The organism is Micromonospora sp. A3M-1-15 (assembly GCF_024213425.1).
In the GTDB taxonomy this organism is placed as follows: Bacteria; Actinomycetota; Actinomycetes; order Mycobacteriales; family Micromonosporaceae; genus Micromonospora; species Micromonospora chersina.
The window spans coordinates 40404-61828 of record NZ_JANAVK010000010.1 but is presented as its reverse complement, the minus strand read 5'-3'; the positions used below and the strand labels follow the sequence as shown (position 1 = coordinate 61828).

Below are 21425 nucleotides of genomic sequence, written 5' to 3'. Positions count from 1 at the left end.
CGAACGGGTGGATTGGCGGAGCGTGCGGCGGGGCATTAGCGGCGTGCGCACCGGCGGCCCGCCCGTCCGGTGCGCTCATGATCATGAAGGAGCGACATGCAGGTCTGGCCGGGCGAGAGCTACCCCCTCGGCGCCACCTACGACGGGATGGGCACCAACTTCGCGATCTTCTCGGAGGTGGCGGAGAGGATCGAGCTCTGCCTGTTCGACGAGTGGGACACCGGCGCCGAGCTCCGGGTCGAGCTGCGCGAGGTCGACGCGTACGTCTGGCACGCCTACCTGCCGGGAATCGAGCCCGGCCAGCGCTACGGCTACCGGGTGCACGGGCCGTGGGACCCGGCCAACGGGCTCCGGTGCAACCCGCACAAGCTGCTCCTGGACCCGTACGCCAAGGCCGTCGACGGGGAGGTCACCTGGGGCCCGGCCGTCTACGACTACGAGGTGGGCGGCGACCCGGACCGGCGCGACGACACCGACTCGGCGCCGTTCATGCCGAAGTCGGTCGTGGTGAACCCGTACTTCGACTGGGGCAACGACAGGCCGCCGCGCACGCCCTACCACCACTCGGTGATCTACGAGGCGCACGTGCGCGGGCTGACCATGCGCCACCCGGACATCCCGGAGGAGCTGCGGGGCACGTACGCGGCCATCGCCTCACCCGTGATGATCGACTACTTCAAGCAACTCGGGGTGACCGCGGTCGAGCTGATGCCGGTGCACGAGTTCGTGCACGACCACCGCCTGGCCGACCTGGGGCTGCGCAACTACTGGGGCTACAACACCATCGGCTTCTTCGCCCCGCACCACGGCTACTCCGCCCTGGGCCGGCTCGGCCAGCAGGTGCAGGAGTTCCGGGGCATGGTCAAGGCGCTGCACGCGGCCGGCATCGAGGTGATCCTCGACGTGGTCTACAACCACACCGCCGAGGGCAACCACCTCGGGCCGTCGCTGAGCTTCAAGGGCATCGACACCCCGAGTTACTACCGGCTCTCCGAGGAGGACCGGCGCTACTTCGTCGACTACACCGGCACCGGCAACAGCCTCAACGTGCGCAGCCCGCACTCCCTCCAGCTGATCATGGATTCGCTGCGCTACTGGGTCACCGAGATGCACGTCGACGGCTTCCGCTTCGACCTCGCGGCCACCCTGGCCCGGGAGTTCTACGAGGTGGACCGCCTGTCCACCTTCTTCGAGGTGGTGCAGCAGGACCCGGTGGTCGGCCGGGTCAAGCTGATCGCCGAGCCCTGGGACGTCGGCCCCGGCGGCTACCAGGTCGGCAACTTCCCGCCGCAGTGGACCGAGTGGAACGGCAAGTACCGGGACACCGTGCGGGACTTCTGGCGCGGCGAGCCGGCCACCCTCGCGGAGTTCGCCTCCCGGATCTCCGGCTCCGCCGACCTCTACCAGGACGACGGGCGCCGCCCGTTCCACAGCATCAACTTCGTCACCTGCCACGACGGATTCACCCTCAACGACCTGGTCTCCTACAACGACAAGCACAACGAGGCCAACGGCGAGGAGAACCGGGACGGGGAGAGCCACAACCGCTCCTGGAACTGCGGCGTCGAGGGGGAGACCGACGACCCGGGCGTGCTGGCCCTGCGCGCCCGGCAGCGGCGCAACTTCCTGGCCACCCTGATCCTCTCGCAGGGCGTGCCGATGCTCGGCCACGGCGACGAGCTGGGCCGCACCCAGCGCGGCAACAACAACGCCTACTGCCAGGACAGCGAGCTGGCCTGGGTCGACTGGGAACGGGCCGACGAGGACCTGGTCGCCTTCGTCCAGCGGCTCACCGACTTCCGCAAGCGGCACCGGGTGTTCCAGCGGCGCCGCTTCTTCACCGGGCTGCCGGTCGGCGGCCGGGCCGCCGGCACCGCCCTGCCCGACCTGGCCTGGTACACCCCGGACGGCCGGGAGATGACCGGCGAGGACTGGGGCAACGACTTCGGCCGCTCGGTGGCCCTGTTCGTCAACGGCGACGGCATCCCGGAACGCGGCCAGTACGGCCAGCGCCACCGGGACGACTCCTTCCTGCTGCTGTTCAACGCGCACGACGCGCCGCTGGACTTCACCCTGCCGCCGGCCGAGTTCGGGCAGCGGTGGGAGCCGGTCATCAGCACCGCGGACCCGGATCCGGAGAAGACCCCGACGGTCGACGCGGGCGGGAGCGTCTGCGTCCCCGACCGCTCGCTGCTGGTCCTGGAGAGGACGGCCTGACCCATGCCCGACACCCCCCACCCCCACGACACGACGGCGACGACGACGCGGGTGGGGTCGACCTACCGTGTCCAGGTCCGCCCCGGCTTCGACCTCGACGCCACCGCCGGTCTCGCCGGCTACCTGGCCGACCTGGGCGTCACCCACCTCTACAGCGCGCCCCTGCTCACCGCCACCCCCGGCTCGCAGCACGGGTACGACGTGGTCGACCACCGCGCGGTCAACCCGGAACTCGGCGGGGAGGGCGGCCGGCAGCGCCTCGTCCGGGCGCTGCGCGCGGCCGGGCTCGGCCTGGTCGTGGACATCGTGCCCAACCACGCCGGGGTGGCCCGGCCGGCGGCCAACCCGGCCTGGTGGGACGTGCTGCGCCGGGGCCGGGCCTCGGCGTACGCCGACTGGTTCGACATCGACTGGGACCGGGGCCGGCTGCTGCTGCCCGTCCTCGCCGACACTCCCGACGCCCTCGACGACCTCAAGGTGGTCGACGGCGAGCTGCGCTACCACGAGCACCGCTTCCCGATCGCCGACGGCACCGGGGACGGCGCCCCGCGCGAGGTGCACGACCGGCAGCACTACGAGCTGGTCAACTGGCGGCGCGGCGACACCGAGCTGACGTACCGCCGGTTCTTCGCCGTCTCCGACCTGGCCGGCCTCCGGGTGGAGGACCCGGAGGTCTTCCGCGCCACCCACGCGGAGATCCTGCGCTGGGCCGCCGCCGGCGACCTGGCCGGCATCCGGGTCGACCACCCGGACGGGCTGCGCGACCCCGCCGGCTACCTGGCCCGGCTGCGCGCCGCCGCGCCCGGCGCGTGGCTGGTGGTGGAGAAGATCCTGGAGTACGGCGAGGAGCTGCCGGACTGGCCGGTCGACGGCACCACGGGCTACGACGCCCTCGCCGCGGCCTGCGGGCTCTTCGTCGACCCGGACGCCGAGGCGGACTTCACGGCGCTGGACGGCCGGCTCACCGGCCGGCACACCTCGTGGGAGGACCTCACCCACGACACCAAGCTGGCGGCGGCCACCCGGCTGCTCGCCGCCGAGCTGAGCCGGCTCGCCGCGTTCGTCCCCGAACTGCCCGCCGAGCAGGTCCGGCCGGCCCTCGCCGAGCTGGCCGCCTGCTTCCCGGTCTACCGCGGCTACCCGCCGGAGGGCGCCCGGCACCTGGCCGCCGCCCGCGCCGAGGCCGGCCGTCGCCGCCCCGACCTGACCGCCGTGCTGGACGCGGTCACCGCCCGGCTCCGCGACCCCGGCCACGAGCTGGCCGCCCGCTTCCCGCAGCTCTCCGGCGCGGTCATGGCCAAGGGCGTGGAGGACACCGCCTACTACCGGTGGAGCCGGTTCGTGGCGCTCAACGAGGTGGGCGGCAGCCCGGCCCACTTCGGGGTGCCGCCGGCCGAGTTCCACCGCTTCGCCGCCGCCCGGCAGGTGCGCTGGCCCGCGAGCATGACCACGCTCTCCACCCACGACACCAAGCGCGGCGAGGACGTCCGTGCCCGGCTCGCCGTCCTGTCCGAGCTGCCCGGGCGGTGGGCCGAGCGGGTGGCCGACTGGATGTCCCGCGCCCCGCTGGCCGACCCCGCGTTCGCCCACCTGCTCTGGCAGACCGCCGTCGGGGCCTGGCCGATCGAGCGGGAGCGGCTGCACGGGTACGCGGAGAAGGCCGCCCGGGAGGCGTCGGCGTCGACCAGCTGGGCCGACCCCGACCCGGCGTTCGAGCACGAGCTGCATGCCCTGGTCGACCGGATGTACGACGACCCGGAGCTGCACGCCCAGCTCACCGCGTTCGCCGACGAGATCACCCCGGCCGGCTGGTCCAACTCGCTCGGGCAGAAGCTCGTCCAGCTCGCCATGCCCGGTGTGCCGGACACCTACCAGGGCACCGAGCTGTGGGAGAACTCGCTCGTCGACCCGGACAACCGCCGCCCGGTCGACTTCGCCGTACGCCGGGACCTGCTGGCCCGGCTCGACGCCGGCTGGCGGCCCGCGGTGGCCGCCGACGGCGCGGCCAAACTGCTCGTGGTCTCCCGCACCCTGCGGCTGCGCCGGGACCGCCCGGAGCTGTTCACCGGCTACCGGCCGGTGCCCGCGCACGGCCCGGCCGGCGCGCACGCCGTGGCCTTCGACCGGGGCGGCGCGATCGCGGTGGCCACCCGGCTGCCGCTGCGGCTGGCCCGCGCCGGCGGCTGGGGCGACACGACGCTGGCGATTTCCGGCAACAGTGTTACGGACGTGTTCACCGGTCGGGTCTACAGTGGGTCTGAGCTGCTGATGCACGATCTGCTGAGCACCTATCCCGTCGCCCTCCTCGCTCCCACCGACTCCGTGGAGGCAGCCGCATGACCGAGTTCACGGTGTGGGCGCCCGAAGCCGCCCGGGTGCGGCTGCGCCTGCCCGGCGTCGCCGACCACGACATGCGTCCCGGGCCGGAGGGCTGGTGGCGGGTCGAGGTGCCCGGCGCCGGACCGGGCACCGACTACGCGTTCCTCCTCGACGACGACGAGCGTGCCCTGCCCGACCCCCGGTCGCCCTGGCAGCCGCAGGGCGTGCACGGGCCGAGCCGGCGCTACGACCACGCGGCGTTCGACTGGACCGACCAGGACTGGACCGGCCGGCAGCTGCCCGGCAGCGTCCTCTACGAGCTGCACATCGGCACGTTCACTCCCGAGGGCACCTTCGACGCGGCGATCGGCCGCCTCGACCACCTGGTCGACCTCGGCGTCGACCTCGTCGAGCTGTTGCCGGTCAACGCCTTCAACGGCGAGCACAACTGGGGCTACGACGGCGTCTGCTGGTACGCGCCGCACGAGCCGTACGGCGGGCCGGACGGGCTCAAGCGCTTCGTCGACGCGGCGCACGCGAAGGGGCTGGGGGTGATCCTCGACGTCGTCTACAACCATTTCGGGCCCTCCGGGGCCTACGCGCCGCGCTTCGCGCCGTACCTCACCGAGCAGAGCAACACCTGGGGCCGCACCGTCAACCTGGACGGGCCGCACTCCGACGGGGTGCGCCGCTACATCGTCGACAGCGTGCTCATGTGGCTGCGCGACTATCACGTCGACGGCTTGCGGCTGGACGCCGTGCACGCCATGCCCGACTCCCGGGCCACCCATCTCCTGGAGGAGGTCGCGGTCGAGGTGGAGACGCTCTCCACCCACCTGGGCCGGCCGCTGTCGCTGATCGCCGAGAGCGACCTCAACGACCCGAAGCTGATCACCCCCCGGGAGGCCGGCGGGTACGGGCTGCACGCCCAGTGGAACGACGACGCCCACCACGCGCTGCACACCCTGCTCACCGGGGAACGGCAGGGCTACTACGGCGACTTCGGCTCCCTCGAATGCCTCACCGACGTGCTGACCGGCGCGTTCTTCCACGCCGGCACCTGGTCCAGCTTCCGCAACCGCAGCCATGGCCGGCCCGTCGACCGGCAGCGCACGCCGGGGCACCGGTTCGTGGCGTACCTGCAGAACCACGACCAGATCGGCAACCGGGCCACCGGGGACCGGATCTCCGCCACGCTCTCCGCCGGGCTGCTGCGCGTCGGCGCCACCCTGTTGATGACCGCGCCCTTCACCCCCATGCTGTTCATGGGGGAGGAGTGGGCCGCCAGCACACCCTGGCAGTTCTTCACCAGCCACCCCGAGCCCGAGCTGGCCACCGCCGTGGCGACCGGGCGCCGGCGGGAGTTCGCCGCCCACGGCTGGCCGCCGGGGGACGTGCCCGACCCGCAGGACCCGCAGACCTTCGTCCGGTCCCGGCTCGACTGGGCCGAGTTGGACAAGCCCGAGCACCGGGAGATGTACGACTTCCACCGGCGGCTCATCGCGCTGCGCAAGCGCCGTCCCGACCTGTCCGACCCGCGGCTCAGCCACGTCGAGGTCCGCCACGGCGACCAGTTCCTGCTGATGCGCCGCGGCGGCTGCCTCGTGGTGGCGAACCTGGCCGGCAAGGCGCAGCGGATCAACCTGCCCGGTGTGGTGCGCCGGGTGCTGCTCGCCACCTCCGAAGGGGTCACCGTCATGCGGGACGGGATCGAACTGCCGGCGGAGTCGGCCGCGATCGTCGCGCTCTGAGCGGCGTACGACAATCCTCGGAGAAATCCCGGCGCGCGTGTCGGATCGGGGCGGCGGCGCTCGTAGCAGGGGTGACAGGCGGCCCGAGGGAGCGGCCACCCGGCGACAGGAGATGATCCCCATGGCGCAGTACCTGATGTCCGTGCTCACCGACACGGCCGACCTCGCCACCGAGGCGGAGATGGCCGCGATCGACGTCTTCAACGAGCGGCTTCGGGCTGACGGCCACTGGGTCTTCGCCGGCGGCCTCGCGTCGCCCGGCTCGGCCACCGTCGTGGACGGCCGCCACGGGGAGCCGGTGTTCACCGACGGGCCCTACGTGGAGTCGAAGGAGCACGTCATCGGCTTCTGGATCATCGAGGCGCCCCACCTCGACGTGGCGCTCCGGCTCGCCGCCTCGGGGTCGAAGCACTGCAACCGGAGGGTCGAGCTCCGGCCGTTCCTGGGTTGATGACCGACGTCGACGAGGTGATCACCCGGGTCCACCGCGAGGAGTGGGCCCGGGTGGTCGCGAGCCTGGCCCGGCGCTTCGGCGACCTCGACATCGCCGAGGACATGGCCGCCGAGGCGTTCGCGACCGCCGTCGAGCGCTGGCCCGTCGAGGGCGTCCCGCCGAGTCCCGGCGCGTGGCTCACCACCACCGCCCACCGCCGGGCCATCGACCGTCTCCGGCGTGAGGTCCGGCGGGAGGAGAAGCACAGGGAGGCGCTGATGCTGTCCGACACCCCCGAGCCGCTTGGCGCCATTGACGACGACCGGCTCCGCCTGGTCTTCACCTGCTGCCACCCCGCTCTCGCCATGGAGGTGCGGATCGCGCTGACCCTCCGGCTGGTCGGCGGGCTCACCGTGCCCGAGATCGCCCGCGCGTTCCTGGTCCAGGAGAGCGCCATGGGCCGGCGGATCACCCGCGCGAAGGCGAAGATCAAGGCGGCCCGGATCCCCTTCGGCGTGCCGTTGCGGGAGGACCTCCCGGCGCGCCTCACCGGGGTGCTGGCCGTCCTCTACCTGATCTTCAACGAGGGCTACCTGGCCTCGGGCCCCGGCACGGAGGCGGTCCGCGGCGACCTGACCGCCGAGGCCATCCGGCTGACCCGGCTGGTCCGGGCCCTCCTGCCGGCCGACGGCGAGGTCGCCGGACTCCTGGCGCTGATGCTCCTGACCGAGGCCCGGCGGGCGGCGCGGGTGTCCGCGAGCGGGGAGCTGGTCACCCTGGAGGAGCAGGACCGCGGCGCCTGGGACCGCGAGCTGATCGCCGAGGGCCACGCCCTGGTCCGCGCGCGCCTCGCCTCCGGCCAGCCGCCGGGGCGGTACCAGATCCTCGCCGCGATCAACGCCGTCCACACCGACGCCCGCGACGCCCGGGACACCGACTGGTCACAGGTCGTCGCGCTCTACGACCAACTGGTGCGCCTCGACCCCTCGCCGATCGTGCGGCTCAACCGGGCGATCGCGGTCGCCGAGCTCGACGGCCCGGAGGTCGCCCTCGCGGAGGTGGACGGCCTGCCGCTGGAGGGCTACCACGCCTTTCACGCCACCCGCGCCGCCCTGCTGCGCCGGCTCGGCCGGAGCGCGGAGTCGCGGGCGGCGTACGACCGGGCCGTCGGCCTGGCCGGCAACACCGCCGAGACGGCGTACCTCATCCGCCGCCGCGACCAGCTGGCCGGCCCGGCGACCGCGTCGCCGTGACGCGGGACCGGGCCGGCGGGGCGCCGGTCCCGCACCGCCCGGTCAGGCCCAGGGGGCCGTCGGGTACCAGGGAATGATCTCGCGGCGGGCGAGCAGCCGGACGTCCCAGTAGAGGAACGTGAAGGCGCCGGCGACGAGGAACGCGACAGCGGTCAGCACCGCGAGGCGGCTCGGCCGCGCCGCGAACCACCGTTGCAGCCGGGAGCCGGCGAGCCAGGCCAGCAGCAGGAACAGCACCGCCATGATGACGATGTTGCCGATCGACTGGAGGGTGAACGCCGCCGCGCCGTAGAGCGGGTTGCCGCTCTCGGCGGCGTCACGGAACATCTGCCGGAACAGCGCGAAGGGCCGTCCGATCAGGAAACCGGCGATCAGCACGCCCATGAAGACCATCGGCGCGTTGGGGTGGCGCCGGGCGAGCCGCGCGAACGGGTCCGGCACCACGCCGAGCGAGGCCAGCCCGAGATAGACCATGACCAGCCCGATCACTCCGAACACCACCATCGACTGGATGCTGCGCGGCGACAGCCCGCTGGGTGTGGTCGGCGCGGTGGAGAACTGCGGCATCGACGTGCCGACGAGACCGACCACGGCGCCGTACGCGGCCGACACCGTGGTCATGCCCACCGCCATCCAGCCGAGCGGCCGCAGCGGCGCGGCGAACCGGCTCCACCGGCCGCCGGTGCTGCCGGTCAGCGGGGCGAGGGCGCCGAACGCGGCGATGTTGCAGGCGGTGAAGGTTCCGGCGATGCCGGAGACCAAGGCGAACAGCACGCCCGCGGCGATCCCCTGGATGGGGGTCTCCTTCGCGTCGTGGCCGAGCAGGGTGTTGGCGACGTTGTCGCCAATGGTCTGGTCCACGAACTCGGCCGACCAGACCACGGTCAGCAGGAATCCGCCGAGGACGGCCAGCAGGGCGACGAGGCCCCGCCGCCGGGGGAAGTGCCCGTTCACGAAGGTGGAGGTGCCGACGCGCACGGGGGTGCGGGGGAGTCGGACCTGGTCGTCGGGGTGCCGTGGGGGCCGGTGGGTCTGCGTCACGGAGCGCTCCTCGCGGTCGGGGACGGAACCGATCCCATCCTCGGGTCGCAGCACGCGCCTGGCTTCCTCCCCCGTGCGGAACCCGGAGCCCCCTTCCCGCCCGGGGCGGCGGAGCGGGCCACGGGCGGCTAGCGTGCCGGAAATGGACGAGGCCGAGCCGCCGGCGAGGCTCGCCGGCATCGCGCACGAGGTGGGCGGCGGCACGGTCCGGCTGCGCCCGGTGGCCGAGCCGGACCTGGCGATGTTCCGCCGGTTCGCCACCGAGCCGGGCCTGATCGGGCTGGACTGGGCCGGCTTCCGGGATCCGGGCGCGCCCGCCCGCCGGTATGCCGAGGACGGTTACCTGGGCGAGCGGGACGGCCGGCTGATCGTCTGGACCGAGCCCGAGGAGGCCGCCGCCGGCTACGTGAGCTACCTGTCGGGCAGCTACGGCGGGCGGGCGCCGTACTGGGAGATCGGCATCGTCCTGCTGCCCGAGTGGCGTGGTCGGGGCATCGGCTGGCGAGCGCAGGCGCTGCTCTGCGACTACCTGTTCGCGCACACGCCGGTGCAGCGGATCCAGGCCGGCACCCACGCGGAGAACCTCGCCGAGCAGCGGTCGCTGGAGAAGGCCGGCTTCCAGCTGGAAGGCGTCGTCCGGGCATGCGAGTTCCGTGCCGGCGCCTGGCGCGACGGGCACCTCTACAGCCGGCTGCGCGACGACCCGTCCCCGCTCTGACGCGCAGCGGTCAGGGGAGTGGCCACTCGTGGACCGGGCGGTTGCTGTGCATCAGGTCGACGTAGTGGCGCACCACCTCGCGCAGCGCCTCCGGCCGGTCCAGGTGGTCGGCGGACTCCAGCCGGTGCAGGGTCTCCACCTGCCAGGTCGCCCCGTTGCGGCCGGTCAGGCAACGCTGCTCGACGATGCCGAGCAGCCGGTCCCGCTCGGCCGGGTCGAGGCCCCACCGGTCCAGCCCGTGGTGGGCCAGCGGCAGCAGCCGGCGCAGCACCAGTTCGGTCACCGGCAGGTAGCCCAGCCCGGGCCAGAACACCTGGGCGTCGATGCCGTGCCGGGCGCAGTTGGTGAAGTTCTCCTCGGCCGCGCTGAACGACATCTGTGACCACAGCGGCCGGTCGGACTCGGCGAGGGCGCGGACCAGGCCGAAATAGAAGGCGCCGTTGACGACGGTGTCCAGCACGGTCGGCCCGGCGGGCAGCACCCGGTTCTCCACCCGCAGGTGCGGGCGCCCCTTGAGCACGTCGTAGACCGGGCGGTTCCACCGGTAGACGGTGCCGTTGTGCAGCCGCAGCTCGGCGAGCTTCGGCACGCCGCCGGCGGCCAGGGTCTCCGCCGGGTCCTCCGGGTCGCACACCGGCAGCAGCGCCGGGAAGTAGCGCACATTCTCCTCGAACAGGTCGAACACGCTGGTGATCCAGCGTTCCCCGAACCAGACCCGGGGGCGTACCCCCTGGGCCTTGATCTCCTCGGCGCGGGTGTCGGTGGCCTGCTGGAACAGCGGCACCCGGGTCTCCCGCCACAGCTCCCGGCCGAACAGCAGCGGCGAGTTGGCCCCCAGCGCGACCTGGACGCCGGCGATGGCCTGGGCGGCGTTCCAGTAGTCGGCGAACTGGGCCGGGCTGACCTGGAGGTGGAACTGGGTGCTGGTGCAGGCGGCCTCGGGGGTGATGGTGTCCGCCGTGGTGGCCAGCCGCTCCACCCCGCTGATCGAGATCCGCAGGTCCTCGCCGCGCGCGGCGAAGATCTGCTCGTTGAGCAGGGCGTAGCGGGGGTTGGCCGACAGGGTCTCGGCGGTCAGGTGCTCCGGGCGCAGGGTCGGCAGGATGCCGATCATCACCATGTGCGCGCCGACCGCGCGGGCCTTCTCCTCGGCGGCGTTGAGGCTGGCCCGGACGTGCTCCTCGAACTGCGCCGTGCCGGTGCCGGTGAGCCGGCGCGGCGCGACGTTGATCTCCACGTTGAACTGGCCCAGCTCGGTCTGGAAGCTCGGATCGGCGATCGCCTCCAGCACGTCCGCGTTGCGCATGGCCGGCTGGGACTCGTCGTCGACCAGGTTCAGCTCGATCTCCAGCCCGGTCATCGGCCGCTCCACGTCGAAGCGGGACTCGCGCAGCATCTCGGCGAACACGTCCAGGCAGCGCCGCACCTTGTCGCGGTAGCGGGCGCGGTCCTCCCGGCTGAAGGTGCGCACGCCGACGTCCTCGCCCATGGTCACCACCCTGTCACCGTTGGTCCCCCTAACCTCGCACGCCCCGGTGTCGCGGGGAAAGACCCGGGGGATCCATTACTACCCAGCCGTCCCGCCGGTGATCCCTGTCGCGTCGCCGGTTTCCCCGGCCGGTCCGGCACGCCCGGGTGGCTAGCATGGCCGGATGCGCGAGACCACCATCCGGCTGTTCGTGGCGGCGGCGATCGCCGAGGCCTGCTCCTGGGCCGCCCTGCTGGCCGGCATGGCCGTCAAGTACGGGCCGCCCCGCAACGAGATCGGCGTGCACGTCTTCGGCCCGGTCCACGGCGCGCTCTTCGTGGCGTACGGGCTGCTCGTGCTCGTGGTGGCCCGGCAGCGGCGCTGGTCGCTGTGGCACACCGCCATCGCGCTGGCGTGCGCCGTGCCGCCGTTCGCCACGGTGCTCTTCGAACGCTGGGCCCGCCGCCGCGGCCTCCTCGCCGCCCCGGCCGCCGCCGGCCGTCCCCTCACTCCGGTCGGCTGACCGCCGCGGCTCACCCGGCCAGGAAGTCCCCGAGCAGGGCGGCCAGTTCCGCCGGGGCCTCCTCGGCCATGTGGTGCCCGGAGGGGATCGAGGCCGCGCGCACGTCGTCGGCCCAGTCCCGCCAGATCGCCGCCGGGTCGCCGTACAGGTCGACCATGTCGTCCCGCTCGGACCAGGCGAACAGCACCGGACAGCCGATCCGCCGGCCGGCGGCCCGGTCCGCGTCGTCCGCCGCCCGGTCCGGGCCGAGACCGGCCCGGTAGTCCTCGCACATGGCGTGCACCGTGGCCGGGTCGTGGATGGCCCGCCGGTAGTCGGCGTACGCCTCCGCGCCCATCGCCTCCGGCGAGCCGCCGTACCAGGCGTCCGGGTCGGCGTTGATCACCCGCTCGGCCGGCTTGGCGAGCTGGCCGAGGAAGAACCAGTGCCACCAGCGGGCCGCGAACCGGGCGTCGCAGCGGGCCAGGGCCTCGCCGATCGGCACCCCGTCCAGCACGCCGAGCCGGGTCACCCGGTCCGGGTGGTCCAGCGCGGTCCGCATGGCCACGTACGAGCCCCGGTCGTGGCCGACGACCGCCGCCCGGGGGTGGCCCAGCGCGTCGAGCAGCGCCACGACGTCGCGGGCCATCGCCCGCTTCGAGTAGACCGTGTGCTCCGGGTCGCTCGGCGGCTTCGACGAACCGCCGTACCCCCGCAGGTCCGGGCAGATCACGGTGTGCCGGGCGGCGAGCAGCGGCGCGACCCGGTGCCAGGTGGCGTGGGTACGCGGATGCCCGTGCAGCAGCACCACCGGCGGCCCGGAGCCGCCGTGCCGGACCCGCAGCCGGACCGGGCCGAGATCGATCTCCGACAGGGTGAATCCGGGGAACATGAGCGAGCCGGTGCCCCGGGCGGGGGAGGCGGAAACCTCAGCCGAGCGCCGAGCAGGCGGCGACGCCCGCGACCAGCAGCACGCCGAGCACCGCCTGGAGCAGCAGCGCCGGCCCCAGGTGCGACCAGACCGTCGCGGTGCGCGGGGTCAGCAACTGGCCGGTCGTCAGGTTGACGATCCGCTCGATGCGGGGCGGCAGGTCGGCGTCGCGCTGCGGGCGCAGGGTGAGCTGCACGTGGTCGCCGGGGTGCAGGGCGCTCTGCGGCAGGTGACCGTGCAGCTCCACCTCCACGAGCCGGTCGGCGGCGTCGCGCACCCGCACCGGGGTGACCAGGAACTCGGGCCCCTGCTTCAGCTCCTTGAAGCTGCGCCGGGCGCCCCCGCCGCCGCTGCTCAGCAGGGCGCGCACCACCCGCAGCAGCAGCCCCACCACACCCGCGGCGGTCAGCACCGCGACCAGCACCGGCTGCCCCACCCGCACCTCGCGGGCATAGCCCTCCAGGAGGCGGACCAGCCGCCCGGTGACGATCCGTTCCGTCGGGTGGACGGCGCGGCGAATGTGCAGCTCCGTGTCCATGTTCACCACCGAGAGTTCCGTCGCGTTCACTGATCGTATCGATTCTCCGGGTTGAACGACGTGAATGAACGCCGGTCACGCGGCCCGGCCCGCAAGGTGACATCCGCACTCGCGCGGGTATGCGTGCGGCCGAGCTGGAAAGGGGTCGAGCATGCAGCTGTCCTTCCTGCGCCCGCTCTACGACCGTCCCGGGCCCTGGTGCTCGGTGTACATGGACGCCTCCCGGGACACCCACGACGCGCGTCCGCAGGTCGACCTGCGCTGGCGCGCGCTCAAGGGCGACCTGATCGGGCAGGGCGCCGACCAGGCGACCGTCGAGGCGGTCGAGGAGGTGGTCCGACGGCACACCCCGATGCCGGGCGACTACGGCATCGCGGTCTTCGCCAACCGGGGGCGGGTGGTGCTCACCGAGTACCTGTCCGCGCCGCCGTTGCGCGACCTGGGGAGCTGGTCCGCGCTGCCGCACACGATGCCGCTGGTCGCCCAGCGCGGCGAGCAGATCGCCTGGGTGCGGGTGCTGGCCGACCGGACCGGGGCGGACGCCGTCGCGGTCAGCGCCGGCGGGGTGCCGCGCCGGGCCTCGATCAAGGGGCGGGAAAGCTGGCAGCTGCGCCGGGTGCAGCCGGGCGGCTGGTCGCAGTCCCGCTACCAGCGGGCCGCCATGGAGGCCTGGCACCACAACGCCGGTGACGCCGCCGCGGCCACCGCCGAGCTGGCCGACCGGGTCGGCGCGGACGTGGTGGTCGTCGCCGGTGACATCCGGGCCACCGGGATGATCGCCGCCCAGCTGCCGGAGCGCTGGCAGGACGTGCTGGTCCGCACCGACGCCGGCTCCCGCGAGCAGATCGGCTCCGACGACATGCTGATGGACGACATCACCGTGCAGACCATCGCCGAGGTCGCCGACCAGCGGATCGCCACCGCGCTGGACCGCTTCGGCGTGCAGGAGGACGTCGGCGCCGGCCTGGACGCGGTGGTCTCCGCCCTGCAACGCAACCAGGTCGACACGATGCTGATCGTCGACGACGCGTCCGCCGACGGCGACCTGTGGATCGGGCCGGAACCGACCGAGATCGCCACCGACCCGCGGCAGCTGGCGGACATGTCCGTGGCCGACCCGCAGAAGGTACGCGCCGACGCCGCGCTGCTGCGCGCGCTCATCGGCACCGACGCCGAGCTGACCGTGCTCGCGCCGGAGGAGGCGCCGGAGCTCACCGACGGGGTCGGCGCCGTGCTGCGCTACGTCGACGCCAGCACGCCCGGGCGGGGCAATGGCTGACCGCACCGTGGCCGACCTGGTCGTCGAACGGTTGCGGGCCTGGCGGGTGCCCCGGGCCTTCGGTTACCCGGGGGCGGCGATCGCGCCCCTGGTCGACGCGCTCGACGCGGCGGGCGGGGATCCGGAGTTCATCCCCGCCCGGCACGAGGAGACCGCCTCGTTCATGGCCACCGGGCACGCGAAGTTCACCGGCGGGATCGGGGTGTGCCTGGCCACCCAGGGGCCCAGCGCGGTGCACCTGCTCAACGGCCTCTACGACGCCAAGCTGGACAGCAAACCGGTGGTGGCCATCGTCGGCGAGGACATCACCGGCCCGCTCGGCGGGGCGCACGAGGAGATCGGGCTGAGCCGGCTCTTCGGCGACGTCTGCAACCAGTTCGTCCGCTACGGCCGCACGCCCGACCAGGTGCCGCGCCTGCTGGACCAGGCGTTCCGCACCGCGGCGGCGACCCGCAGCCCGACCTGCGTGGTGCTGCCGTACGCGTTGCAGGTGGCCGCCGTCCCCGACCTGATGCCGCAGGTCGCCGGCGTGATGTCGGCGACGCCGGGCGAGCCGCTGGCCCGGGTGCTGCCGCACGACGTGGACCTGGACGCCGCCGCCGCGCTGCTCGGCGCCGGCCAGCGGGTGGCGATCCTGATCGGCCAGGGCGCACACGGCGCGGCCGAGGAGATCGTGGCCCTCGCCGACCGGCTCGGCGCGGGCGTGGCCACCTCGCTGCTGGGCAAGCCGGTGCTGGACGAGCGGCTGCCCTTCCACACCGGCGTGCTCGGCGAGGTCGGCACCACGGCCGCCGCGCAGCTCATGGGTGGCTGCGACACCCTGCTCATGGTGGGCACCAACGACCCGTGGACCGACTGGTTCCCCATGCCGGGCCAGGTCCGAACGGTCCAGATCGACATCGACGGCCGGCGGATCGGCACCCGGTACCCGGTGGACGTGCCGCTGGTGGGCGACGCCGCCGAGACGCTGCGCGCGCTGCTGGCCCGGGTGCCGGACCGGCCCAACGCCCAGTGGCGGGGCGTGGTCGAGGGTTCGGTCGACCGGTGGCGGGAGGCCGCCGCCGAGCGGGCCGCCGCCCCGGCCGAGCCGATCAACCCGCAGCTCGTGCTGCAGGAACTCTCCACGCGGGTGCCGCGCCGCGGCTCGGTGGCGGTGGACGTCGGCTCGGTCATCTACTGGTACGCCCGGCATCTGGAACTGCCGCCGGGCGTCCGGGCCCAGCTCTGCGGCACGCTCGGCTCGATGGGCTGCGGCCTGCCGTACGCGGTGGCCGCGAAGCTGGCCCGGCCGGACGAGCCGGTGATCGCGCTGCTCGGCGACGGGGCCATGCAGCTCAACGGGCTGGCCGAGCTGATCACCGTGGCGCACCACTGGCAGGAGTGGCGGGATCCCCGGCTGGTGGTGCTGGTGCTGAACAACCGCGACCAGTCCGGGATGGGCGGCGGTCGCCCGCCCGGCGCGTTCGCCGACCGGCGGCCCGACGTGCCGTATGCCGGGTGGGCCCGGCTGCTCGGCCTGCACGGGGTGCGGGTGGACCGCCCCGACCTGGTCGGTCCCGCCTGGGACGAGGTGCTCGCCGCGGACCGGCCCAGCGTGCTGGAGGCCGTGGTCGACCCGGCGGTCGCGCTGGATCCGCCCGAGCCGGCCCTGGCCGACCTGCGCGGCCTGTTCGCCGACGGCGACGCGGCCCGTCGGGTACGGGAGCGGGTCCTGCACACCGGAACGGCCGTCGAGGCGGAGGACCTGGTCTAGAGCATCCGAGGGCCCAGCGTCGATCATGAAGTCAGCGCCTCTGGAAAGCGCGCTGACTTCATGATCGACGCGTCTGGCTGCCGGCTGGCGGCACTAACGGCGGGAATCGGGTCGGCGCCCTTGGGGCGGGGCACGGCGGAACGGCCGCCGTGCGTGCCGCGCGCGGTGCCGCCACCCGGCCGGTGATTGGCCCGACCCGTGGGGGGATGCCCCGTTTAGACCCCAGAGGGACGGGAAGCCGGGCCGCGTGGTGAACGAACGAGGCAAGGTGGGGTCGGTGCGGAAGGTGCCCGTGGGGTCGGCCGCCGACGGTGGGCTGGGCGGCGACCGGGTGGTGGCGCCGGGCAGCGCCGCCCGCCTCCTGGTCGCCGTGACGGCCCGGGCGCTGCGCGGCGACGACTGCGGTGACCTCGGCCACCCGGGCCCGCTGTCGCGCCTCACCGGGGCCCCGGAGCCGGTTCGCCGCGCCGCCGCGGCGCGGGCCGCCGGCCGGGCCGCGCTCACCCCCGCCGAGGTCGCCGAGGTGGACCTCGAGCGGGTCGCCGGTTGGTTCGTCGGCCAGTACCCGGCCCGGCGCTGGCCCGGAGCGGTGTTCGGCTCGCCGCACGGCGCGGCGGCCCACCTGGCGGTGGCGCTCGGGGTGCCCTGGCTGCCCGCCGGGTTCGAGGTGGCCGCGCACTGGACCCGGGGCGCGGTGGACCGCCCGGACGCCGCGCTCGACCACGGGGCGGCGCTCGCCGGCCGGCTCCTCGCCGGCAACGCCCGCGTGCACGTCCGGCAGGTGCACTGCCCGGCCAGCCGGGGCGCGTCGGCGGGCGCCCTGGTGAGCCTCGCGCTGCGCTGGTGCGCGCTGCCCGCGGCGTACGCCCGGTTCCTGGCCGAGGGCCTGGAGCCCGGGGCACCGGTGCTGCTGCTGCACGACGCGCGCACCTGGCCGGTGCGGGACGACGGGATCGGGCACAGCTTCCAGGTCGGCTCCCCGGCCAGCGGGCTGGACCCGGTCGACTTCCACCCGGACGCGCACGCGCTGCGCCAGGTGCTCCGCTCGACCGGCGGTGACGGGGCGCGGTGGGCGCCGCCGGACGTCACCTCCCCGGCGGCCTTCGCCGAGAACGGCGTGGAGTCCGGTTTCGAACACGACGCCCGGGAGTGGGGCGGCCGGCACGGGCACCCGCTGCACCGGATCGTCGTCCCGCAGCCGGACGCGCTGAGCGCGGCGACCGCCGACCTGTACCGGCGCTGGCTGCGGCGGGCCGGCAAGACCGGCGACCGCCTGGTGGTCGAGTGCGGACGGCTGCTCGACCCGTGGCAGGTGGTCCGGGCCGGCCTGGTGCCCTACTGGTGCGAGAACGCGACCCGCCGGAGGGTGCAGGGGGTCGAGTGGTGGCTCGCCGGCAGCGAGCCGTTCAGCTCGGTGGACGTGCTGCCCGAACCGCCCGGGGTCCGCTCGCCGGCCGTCGCGGGGCTGCCGCAGTGGCTCGCCGTGGCCGGGTTCGGTCGCCGCCGGCGGGCCCTGGACCGGGGCTCGGCGCGTGGCTACCCGGTCGCCGCCGTCGCCACCCGCCGTGCCACGGAGGTGTTGCGCAACCAGCCCTACGACCTGCCCGTGCCGCCGCCCCTGGGGATGGCCGACGCCCTCGCCGCGCTGCGCGACGCGGGCGCCCACCAGGGGTTGATGGTCTCCTGACGCGGGCGGCCGGCGGGTCGCCGGCCAACCTGGCGAAACATCCTCGCGATCCTGCGGTCCGTGATTGAGTACCTACGGAGCGGGAACACCGCTCGCCGCGGAACGGCCCACGACGCCGTGCGGCGGGCGGCCGCCGCTCCCGGCGTTCCGTCACGTAACCCAACTTCCGGCCCGGTGCGTGGCCCGACCACGCGCACGACCGGTTCCGATCCGGGCGGGGGACCTTCCTGAGGGAGGCGCGGATGTTCGGACAGACCACCACAACCACACCACCACCCACCGAGCGGGGCCTGGAGGACCTCGACGCGGCGGCACTGGCGTACGCGGCACGGATCGCCGGCCTGCCACCGGAGCGGCGGCAGGAGGCGCGGGACGACCTGGTGCGCTTCGCGCTGCCCTTCGCCGGCCGGCTGGCCCGCCGTTACCGGGGCCGCGGGGAACCGCTGGAGGATCTGGAGCAGGTGGCACGCCTCGGCCTGGTCAACGCCGTCGACCGGTACGACCCCGAACGGGGCTCGTTCACCGCGTACGCGGCCATCACCATCGTCGGCGAGATCAAACGGCACTTCCGGGACCGCACCTGGGGCGTGCACGTGCCGCGGCGGCTGCGCGACCTGATCCTGGAGGTCGGGCAGGCGACCGCGGCGCTGACCAGCGAGCTGTCCCGGGCGCCCACGGTGGCCGAGCTGGCCGAGCGGCTGGAGACGCCGGAGGAGGAGATCCTCGCCGCGCTGGAGTCGGCCGCCGGCTACAGCCCGGCCTCGCTCAACGCGCCGGTCGGCGGGGAGAGCTCCGCCGAGTTCGGCGACCTGGTCGGCGAGTCGGACAACGCCCTGGAGTCGGTCGACGACCGGGTCACGGTCAGCGGCCTGCTGCACCGGCTGCCCTGGCGCGAGCGGCGGATCCTCGCCATGCGCTTCTACGGCAACCAGACCCAGGCCGAGATCGCGGCCCGCTTCGGCATCTCGCAGATGCACGTGTCCCGGCTGCTGTCCCGGGCGCTGACCTGGCTGCGCCAGGCGATGCTCGCCGACGCCCCGCCACCCTGGCAGAACGGCGCGGCCGAGTCCGAGCCGGCCAAGGCGAGGATCTCGGTGCGGCAGAACGGCGACCGGGTCGTCGTCGAGGTCGGGGGAGAGGTCGACCGGGACGGCGCGGACCAGCTCCGCAAGGCCATGCTGGAGGCGGTCACGGGGCACCCCCGCGAGGTGGTGGTCGACCTGGTGGGCGCGGGCGGCTTCGACGCCGGCGGGATCGCCGCGCTGATGGCCGGCCGGGACGCCGCCGCGCGTACCGGGGTGCCGTTGCGGCTGACCCGGGTGCAGCCCGCGGTGCGCCGCTCGCTCGCCGCGGCGGGCCTGCCGGCGGCCGACTGACGGAACGTACGACGAGAGGAAGGGCCGGCGCCCGCGGCGCCGGCCCTTCCTCCTGTGCTGACCCGCTCAGCTCTCCCGGTTGTCCCCGTGCCCGCGGCCATCCGGCTTGTCCCCGTGCCCGCGGGGGTGCTCCCAGCGGGGGTTCGACGGCCTGCTGCGCTGCGGGCCGAACTGCGTCTCGTCCGGCTCCTCGGTCTCCTCGAAGCTGGGCCGGCGGACCTCCTCCGGCTCCGGCACGTCGACCGGCCGCGCGCCCGACTGCGGGGCGGGCTGGTACTCGACGGCCTCGCGGGCGCCGTGCGCGCCCTCGGCGGCCGGCGACTCGGGGACGTGCCGCTCGTGGTGCAACTCCTCCATGAAGTGCTGCGGGGGCCTGGTGGTGCGCTGCGGCAGGTCCCGGCCGAGATCGGAGACGAGCGGGCCGTACTTCAGGTCGAAGGCCGGCCGCTCGGAGCGGATCCGTGGCATCCGGTCGAAGTTGCGCAGCGGTGGCGGGCAGGTGGTGGCCCACTCCAGCGAGTTGCCGAAGCCCCACGGGTCGTCGACCGTGACCTTGGCGCCGTACCGCCAGGACTTCCACATGTTGTAGATCACGAAGAGGGTGGACGCGCCGAGCAGGAAGGAGCCGAGGGTGGAGATCACGTTGAGCGTGGTGAAGCCGTCGCCGGGCAGGTAGTCGGCGTACCGGCGGGGCATGCCCTCGGCGCCCAGCCAGTGCTGGACGAGGAAGGTGGCGTGGAACCCGATGAACATGGTCCAGAAGTGCATCTTGCCGAGCCGCTCGTCGAGCAGCCGGCCGGTCATCTTCGGGAACCAGAAGTAGAGCCCGCCGAACGCGGCGAACACGATGGTGCCGAAGAGCACGTAGTGGAAGTGCGCCACCACGAAGTAGGTGTCGGTGACCTGGAAGTCGGCCGGCGGGCTGGCCAGCAGGACGCCGGTCAGGCCGCCGAGCAGGAAGGTGACCAGGAAGCCGACGGCGAACAGCATCGGCGTCTCGAAGGTGATCTGGCCCTTCCACATGGTGCCGATCCAGTTGAAGAACTTCACGCCCGTGGGCACCGCGATGAGGTAGCTGAGAATGCTGAAGAACGGCAGCAGCACCTGGCCGGTGGCGAACATGTGGTGCGCCCAGACGGTCATCGACAGCACGGTGATCGCGATGGTGGCGAGCACCAGACCCGTGTAGCCGAAGATCGGCTTGCGCGAGAAGACCGGGATGATCTCGGTGATGATGCCGAAGAACGGCAGCGCGACGATGTAGACCTCGGGATGGCCGAAGAACCAGAACAGGTGCTGCCAGAGCATCGGCCCGGCGGTGGTCGGGTCGTAGACGTGCGAGTGCAGGATCCGGTCGGAGGCGAGCGCGAACAGCGCGGCGGCCAGCAGCGGGAACACCAGGATCACCAGGACGCTGGTGAGCAGCATGTTCCAGGTGAAGATCGGCATCCGGAACATGGTCATGCCGGGGGCGCGCAGGGTCAGGATCGTGGTGATCAGGTTGACCGCGCCCAGGATGGTGCCCAGACCGGAGAGCGCCAGGCCGACCACCCACATGTTCCCGCCGACGCCCGGGCTGTGCTGCGCGGTGCTGAGGGGGGTGTACGCGGTCCAGCCGAAGTCCGCGGCGCCCTGCGGGGTGAAGAACCCGGCCACGGCGATGATGCCACCGAAGAGGTAGAGCCAGTACGCGAAGGCGTTGAGCCGGGGGAACGCCACGTCCGGCGCACCGATCTGCAACGGCACGATGTAGTTGCCGAAGCCGAACACCATCGGCGTCGCGAACAGCAGCAGCATGATCGTGCCGTGCATGGTGAACAGTTGGTTGTACTGCTCGGGGGAGAGGAACTGCATCCCGGGCTGGCCCAGCTCCGCCCGGAGGAGCATCGCCATGATCCCGCCGATGACGAACCACGCGAAGGACGTGATCAGGTAGAGCAGGCCGATGAGCTTCGCGTCGGTGGTGCGCAGCAGCCGCCACAGCGTGTTGCCCTTGACCGCCTCCCGCACCGGGCCGGGATAGCCGCCGAACTCGGCCGGCGCGAGGATGGCCGGCCCCCGGTCTCGTGGCTCCGTGACTACCCGTTCAGGCATGGCTTCTCACCCCGTGTGACGACAGACAGGACGGGCACGCGTACCCGACCCTCTGCCCATCAAAC

The 21425-nt window shown here is 73.7% G+C and carries 16 protein-coding genes; 11 read left to right on the top strand and 5 right to left on the bottom strand.

The window, feature by feature from the left end; genetic code table 11:
* Positions 1 to 96 precede the first annotated feature (96 nt).
* The 5 genes from glgX to NLX85_RS32535 all read left to right on the top strand — a co-directional run bounded on the left by glgX (position 97) and on the right by NLX85_RS32535 (position 7973).
* Complete coding sequence (glgX, locus tag NLX85_RS32555) at positions 97 to 2217, top strand: glycogen debranching protein GlgX (RefSeq protein ID WP_254341684.1); 2121 nt, start codon at positions 97 to 99, stop codon at positions 2215 to 2217.
* Positions 2218 to 2220: 3 nt separating this feature from the next.
* Positions 2221 to 4557 carry a malto-oligosyltrehalose synthase gene (gene treY / locus NLX85_RS32550; protein ID WP_254341682.1) on the top strand — a complete coding sequence of 779 codons (2337 nt, stop codon included), beginning with the start codon at positions 2221 to 2223 and terminating at the stop codon, positions 4555 to 4557.
* Positions 4554 to 6287 (top strand): malto-oligosyltrehalose trehalohydrolase, encoded by a 1734-nt coding sequence (treZ, locus tag NLX85_RS32545; protein ID WP_254341680.1) that lies wholly within the window; start codon positions 4554 to 4556, stop codon positions 6285 to 6287. The genes treY and treZ overlap by 4 nt, the downstream gene beginning before the upstream one ends.
* A 121-nt stretch (positions 6288 to 6408) precedes the next feature.
* Positions 6409 to 6738, top strand: coding sequence for a YciI family protein (locus tag NLX85_RS32540; RefSeq protein WP_254341678.1), 330 nt, complete (start codon positions 6409 to 6411; stop codon positions 6736 to 6738).
* Positions 6738 to 7973 carry an RNA polymerase sigma factor gene (locus tag NLX85_RS32535; protein ID WP_254341676.1) on the top strand — a complete coding sequence of 412 codons (1236 nt, stop codon included), beginning with the start codon at positions 6738 to 6740 and terminating at the stop codon, positions 7971 to 7973. The genes NLX85_RS32540 and NLX85_RS32535 overlap by 1 nt, the downstream gene beginning before the upstream one ends.
* A 42-nt stretch (positions 7974 to 8015) precedes the next feature.
* On the opposite strand, the gene NLX85_RS32530 is transcribed toward NLX85_RS32535, so the two are convergent.
* Positions 8016 to 9014 carry a hypothetical protein gene (locus NLX85_RS32530; protein WP_254341673.1) on the bottom strand — a complete coding sequence of 333 codons (999 nt, stop codon included), beginning with the start codon at positions 9012 to 9014 and terminating at the stop codon, positions 8016 to 8018.
* Between the two features lie 142 nt (positions 9015 to 9156).
* On the opposite strand from NLX85_RS32530, the gene NLX85_RS32525 reads away from it, so the two are divergent.
* Positions 9157 to 9732 (top strand): GNAT family N-acetyltransferase, encoded by a 576-nt coding sequence (locus tag NLX85_RS32525; protein WP_254341671.1) that lies wholly within the window; start codon positions 9157 to 9159, stop codon positions 9730 to 9732.
* Positions 9733 to 9742: 10 nt separating this feature from the next.
* Here the strand turns inward: NLX85_RS32525 and NLX85_RS32520 are convergent, their stop codons facing one another.
* Complete coding sequence (locus NLX85_RS32520; protein ID WP_254341669.1) at positions 9743 to 11221, bottom strand: glutamate--cysteine ligase; 1479 nt, start codon at positions 11219 to 11221, stop codon at positions 9743 to 9745.
* 163 nt (positions 11222 to 11384) lie between these two features.
* Here NLX85_RS32520 and NLX85_RS32515 point away from each other — a divergent pair, with 163 nt between their 5' ends.
* Positions 11385 to 11723: a DUF3817 domain-containing protein gene (locus tag NLX85_RS32515; RefSeq protein ID WP_254341667.1), complete on the top strand. Its 339-nt coding sequence runs from the start codon at positions 11385 to 11387 to the stop codon at positions 11721 to 11723.
* 10 nt (positions 11724 to 11733) lie between these two features.
* Here the strand turns inward: NLX85_RS32515 and NLX85_RS32510 are convergent, their stop codons facing one another.
* Together NLX85_RS32510 and NLX85_RS32505 are read right to left on the bottom strand one after the other, a co-directional pair.
* On the bottom strand, positions 11734 to 12594 hold the full coding sequence (locus NLX85_RS32510; RefSeq protein WP_254341665.1) for an alpha/beta fold hydrolase: 861 nt from the start codon (positions 12592 to 12594) through the stop codon (positions 11734 to 11736).
* 37 nt (positions 12595 to 12631) lie between these two features.
* Complete coding sequence (locus tag NLX85_RS32505) at positions 12632 to 13180, bottom strand: hypothetical protein (RefSeq protein ID WP_254341758.1); 549 nt, start codon at positions 13178 to 13180, stop codon at positions 12632 to 12634.
* A 142-nt stretch (positions 13181 to 13322) separates the two neighbouring features.
* Here NLX85_RS32505 and NLX85_RS32500 point away from each other — a divergent pair, with 142 nt between their 5' ends.
* From NLX85_RS32500 to NLX85_RS32485, 4 genes are all read left to right on the top strand, one after another.
* Complete coding sequence (locus NLX85_RS32500; RefSeq protein WP_254341663.1) at positions 13323 to 14450, top strand: Vms1/Ankzf1 family peptidyl-tRNA hydrolase; 1128 nt, start codon at positions 13323 to 13325, stop codon at positions 14448 to 14450.
* Positions 14443 to 16203 (top strand): thiamine pyrophosphate-binding protein, encoded by a 1761-nt coding sequence (locus NLX85_RS32495; RefSeq protein ID WP_254341661.1) that lies wholly within the window; start codon positions 14443 to 14445, stop codon positions 16201 to 16203. Before NLX85_RS32500 ends, NLX85_RS32495 begins: the two co-directional genes overlap by 8 nt.
* 277 nt (positions 16204 to 16480) lie before the next feature.
* Entirely contained in the window at positions 16481 to 17890 is a 1410-nt protein-coding gene (locus tag NLX85_RS32490; RefSeq protein ID WP_374628773.1) for a hypothetical protein, read from the top strand.
* A gap of 242 nt (positions 17891 to 18132) precedes the next feature.
* Complete coding sequence (locus NLX85_RS32485) at positions 18133 to 19266, top strand: SigB/SigF/SigG family RNA polymerase sigma factor (protein WP_254341659.1); 1134 nt, start codon at positions 18133 to 18135, stop codon at positions 19264 to 19266.
* A 66-nt stretch (positions 19267 to 19332) separates the two neighbouring features.
* On the opposite strand, the gene ctaD is transcribed toward NLX85_RS32485, so the two are convergent.
* Positions 19333 to 21360: a cytochrome c oxidase subunit I gene (ctaD, locus tag NLX85_RS32480; RefSeq protein ID WP_254341657.1), complete on the bottom strand. Its 2028-nt coding sequence runs from the start codon at positions 21358 to 21360 to the stop codon at positions 19333 to 19335.
* Between the last annotated feature and the right edge of the window lie 65 nt (positions 21361 to 21425).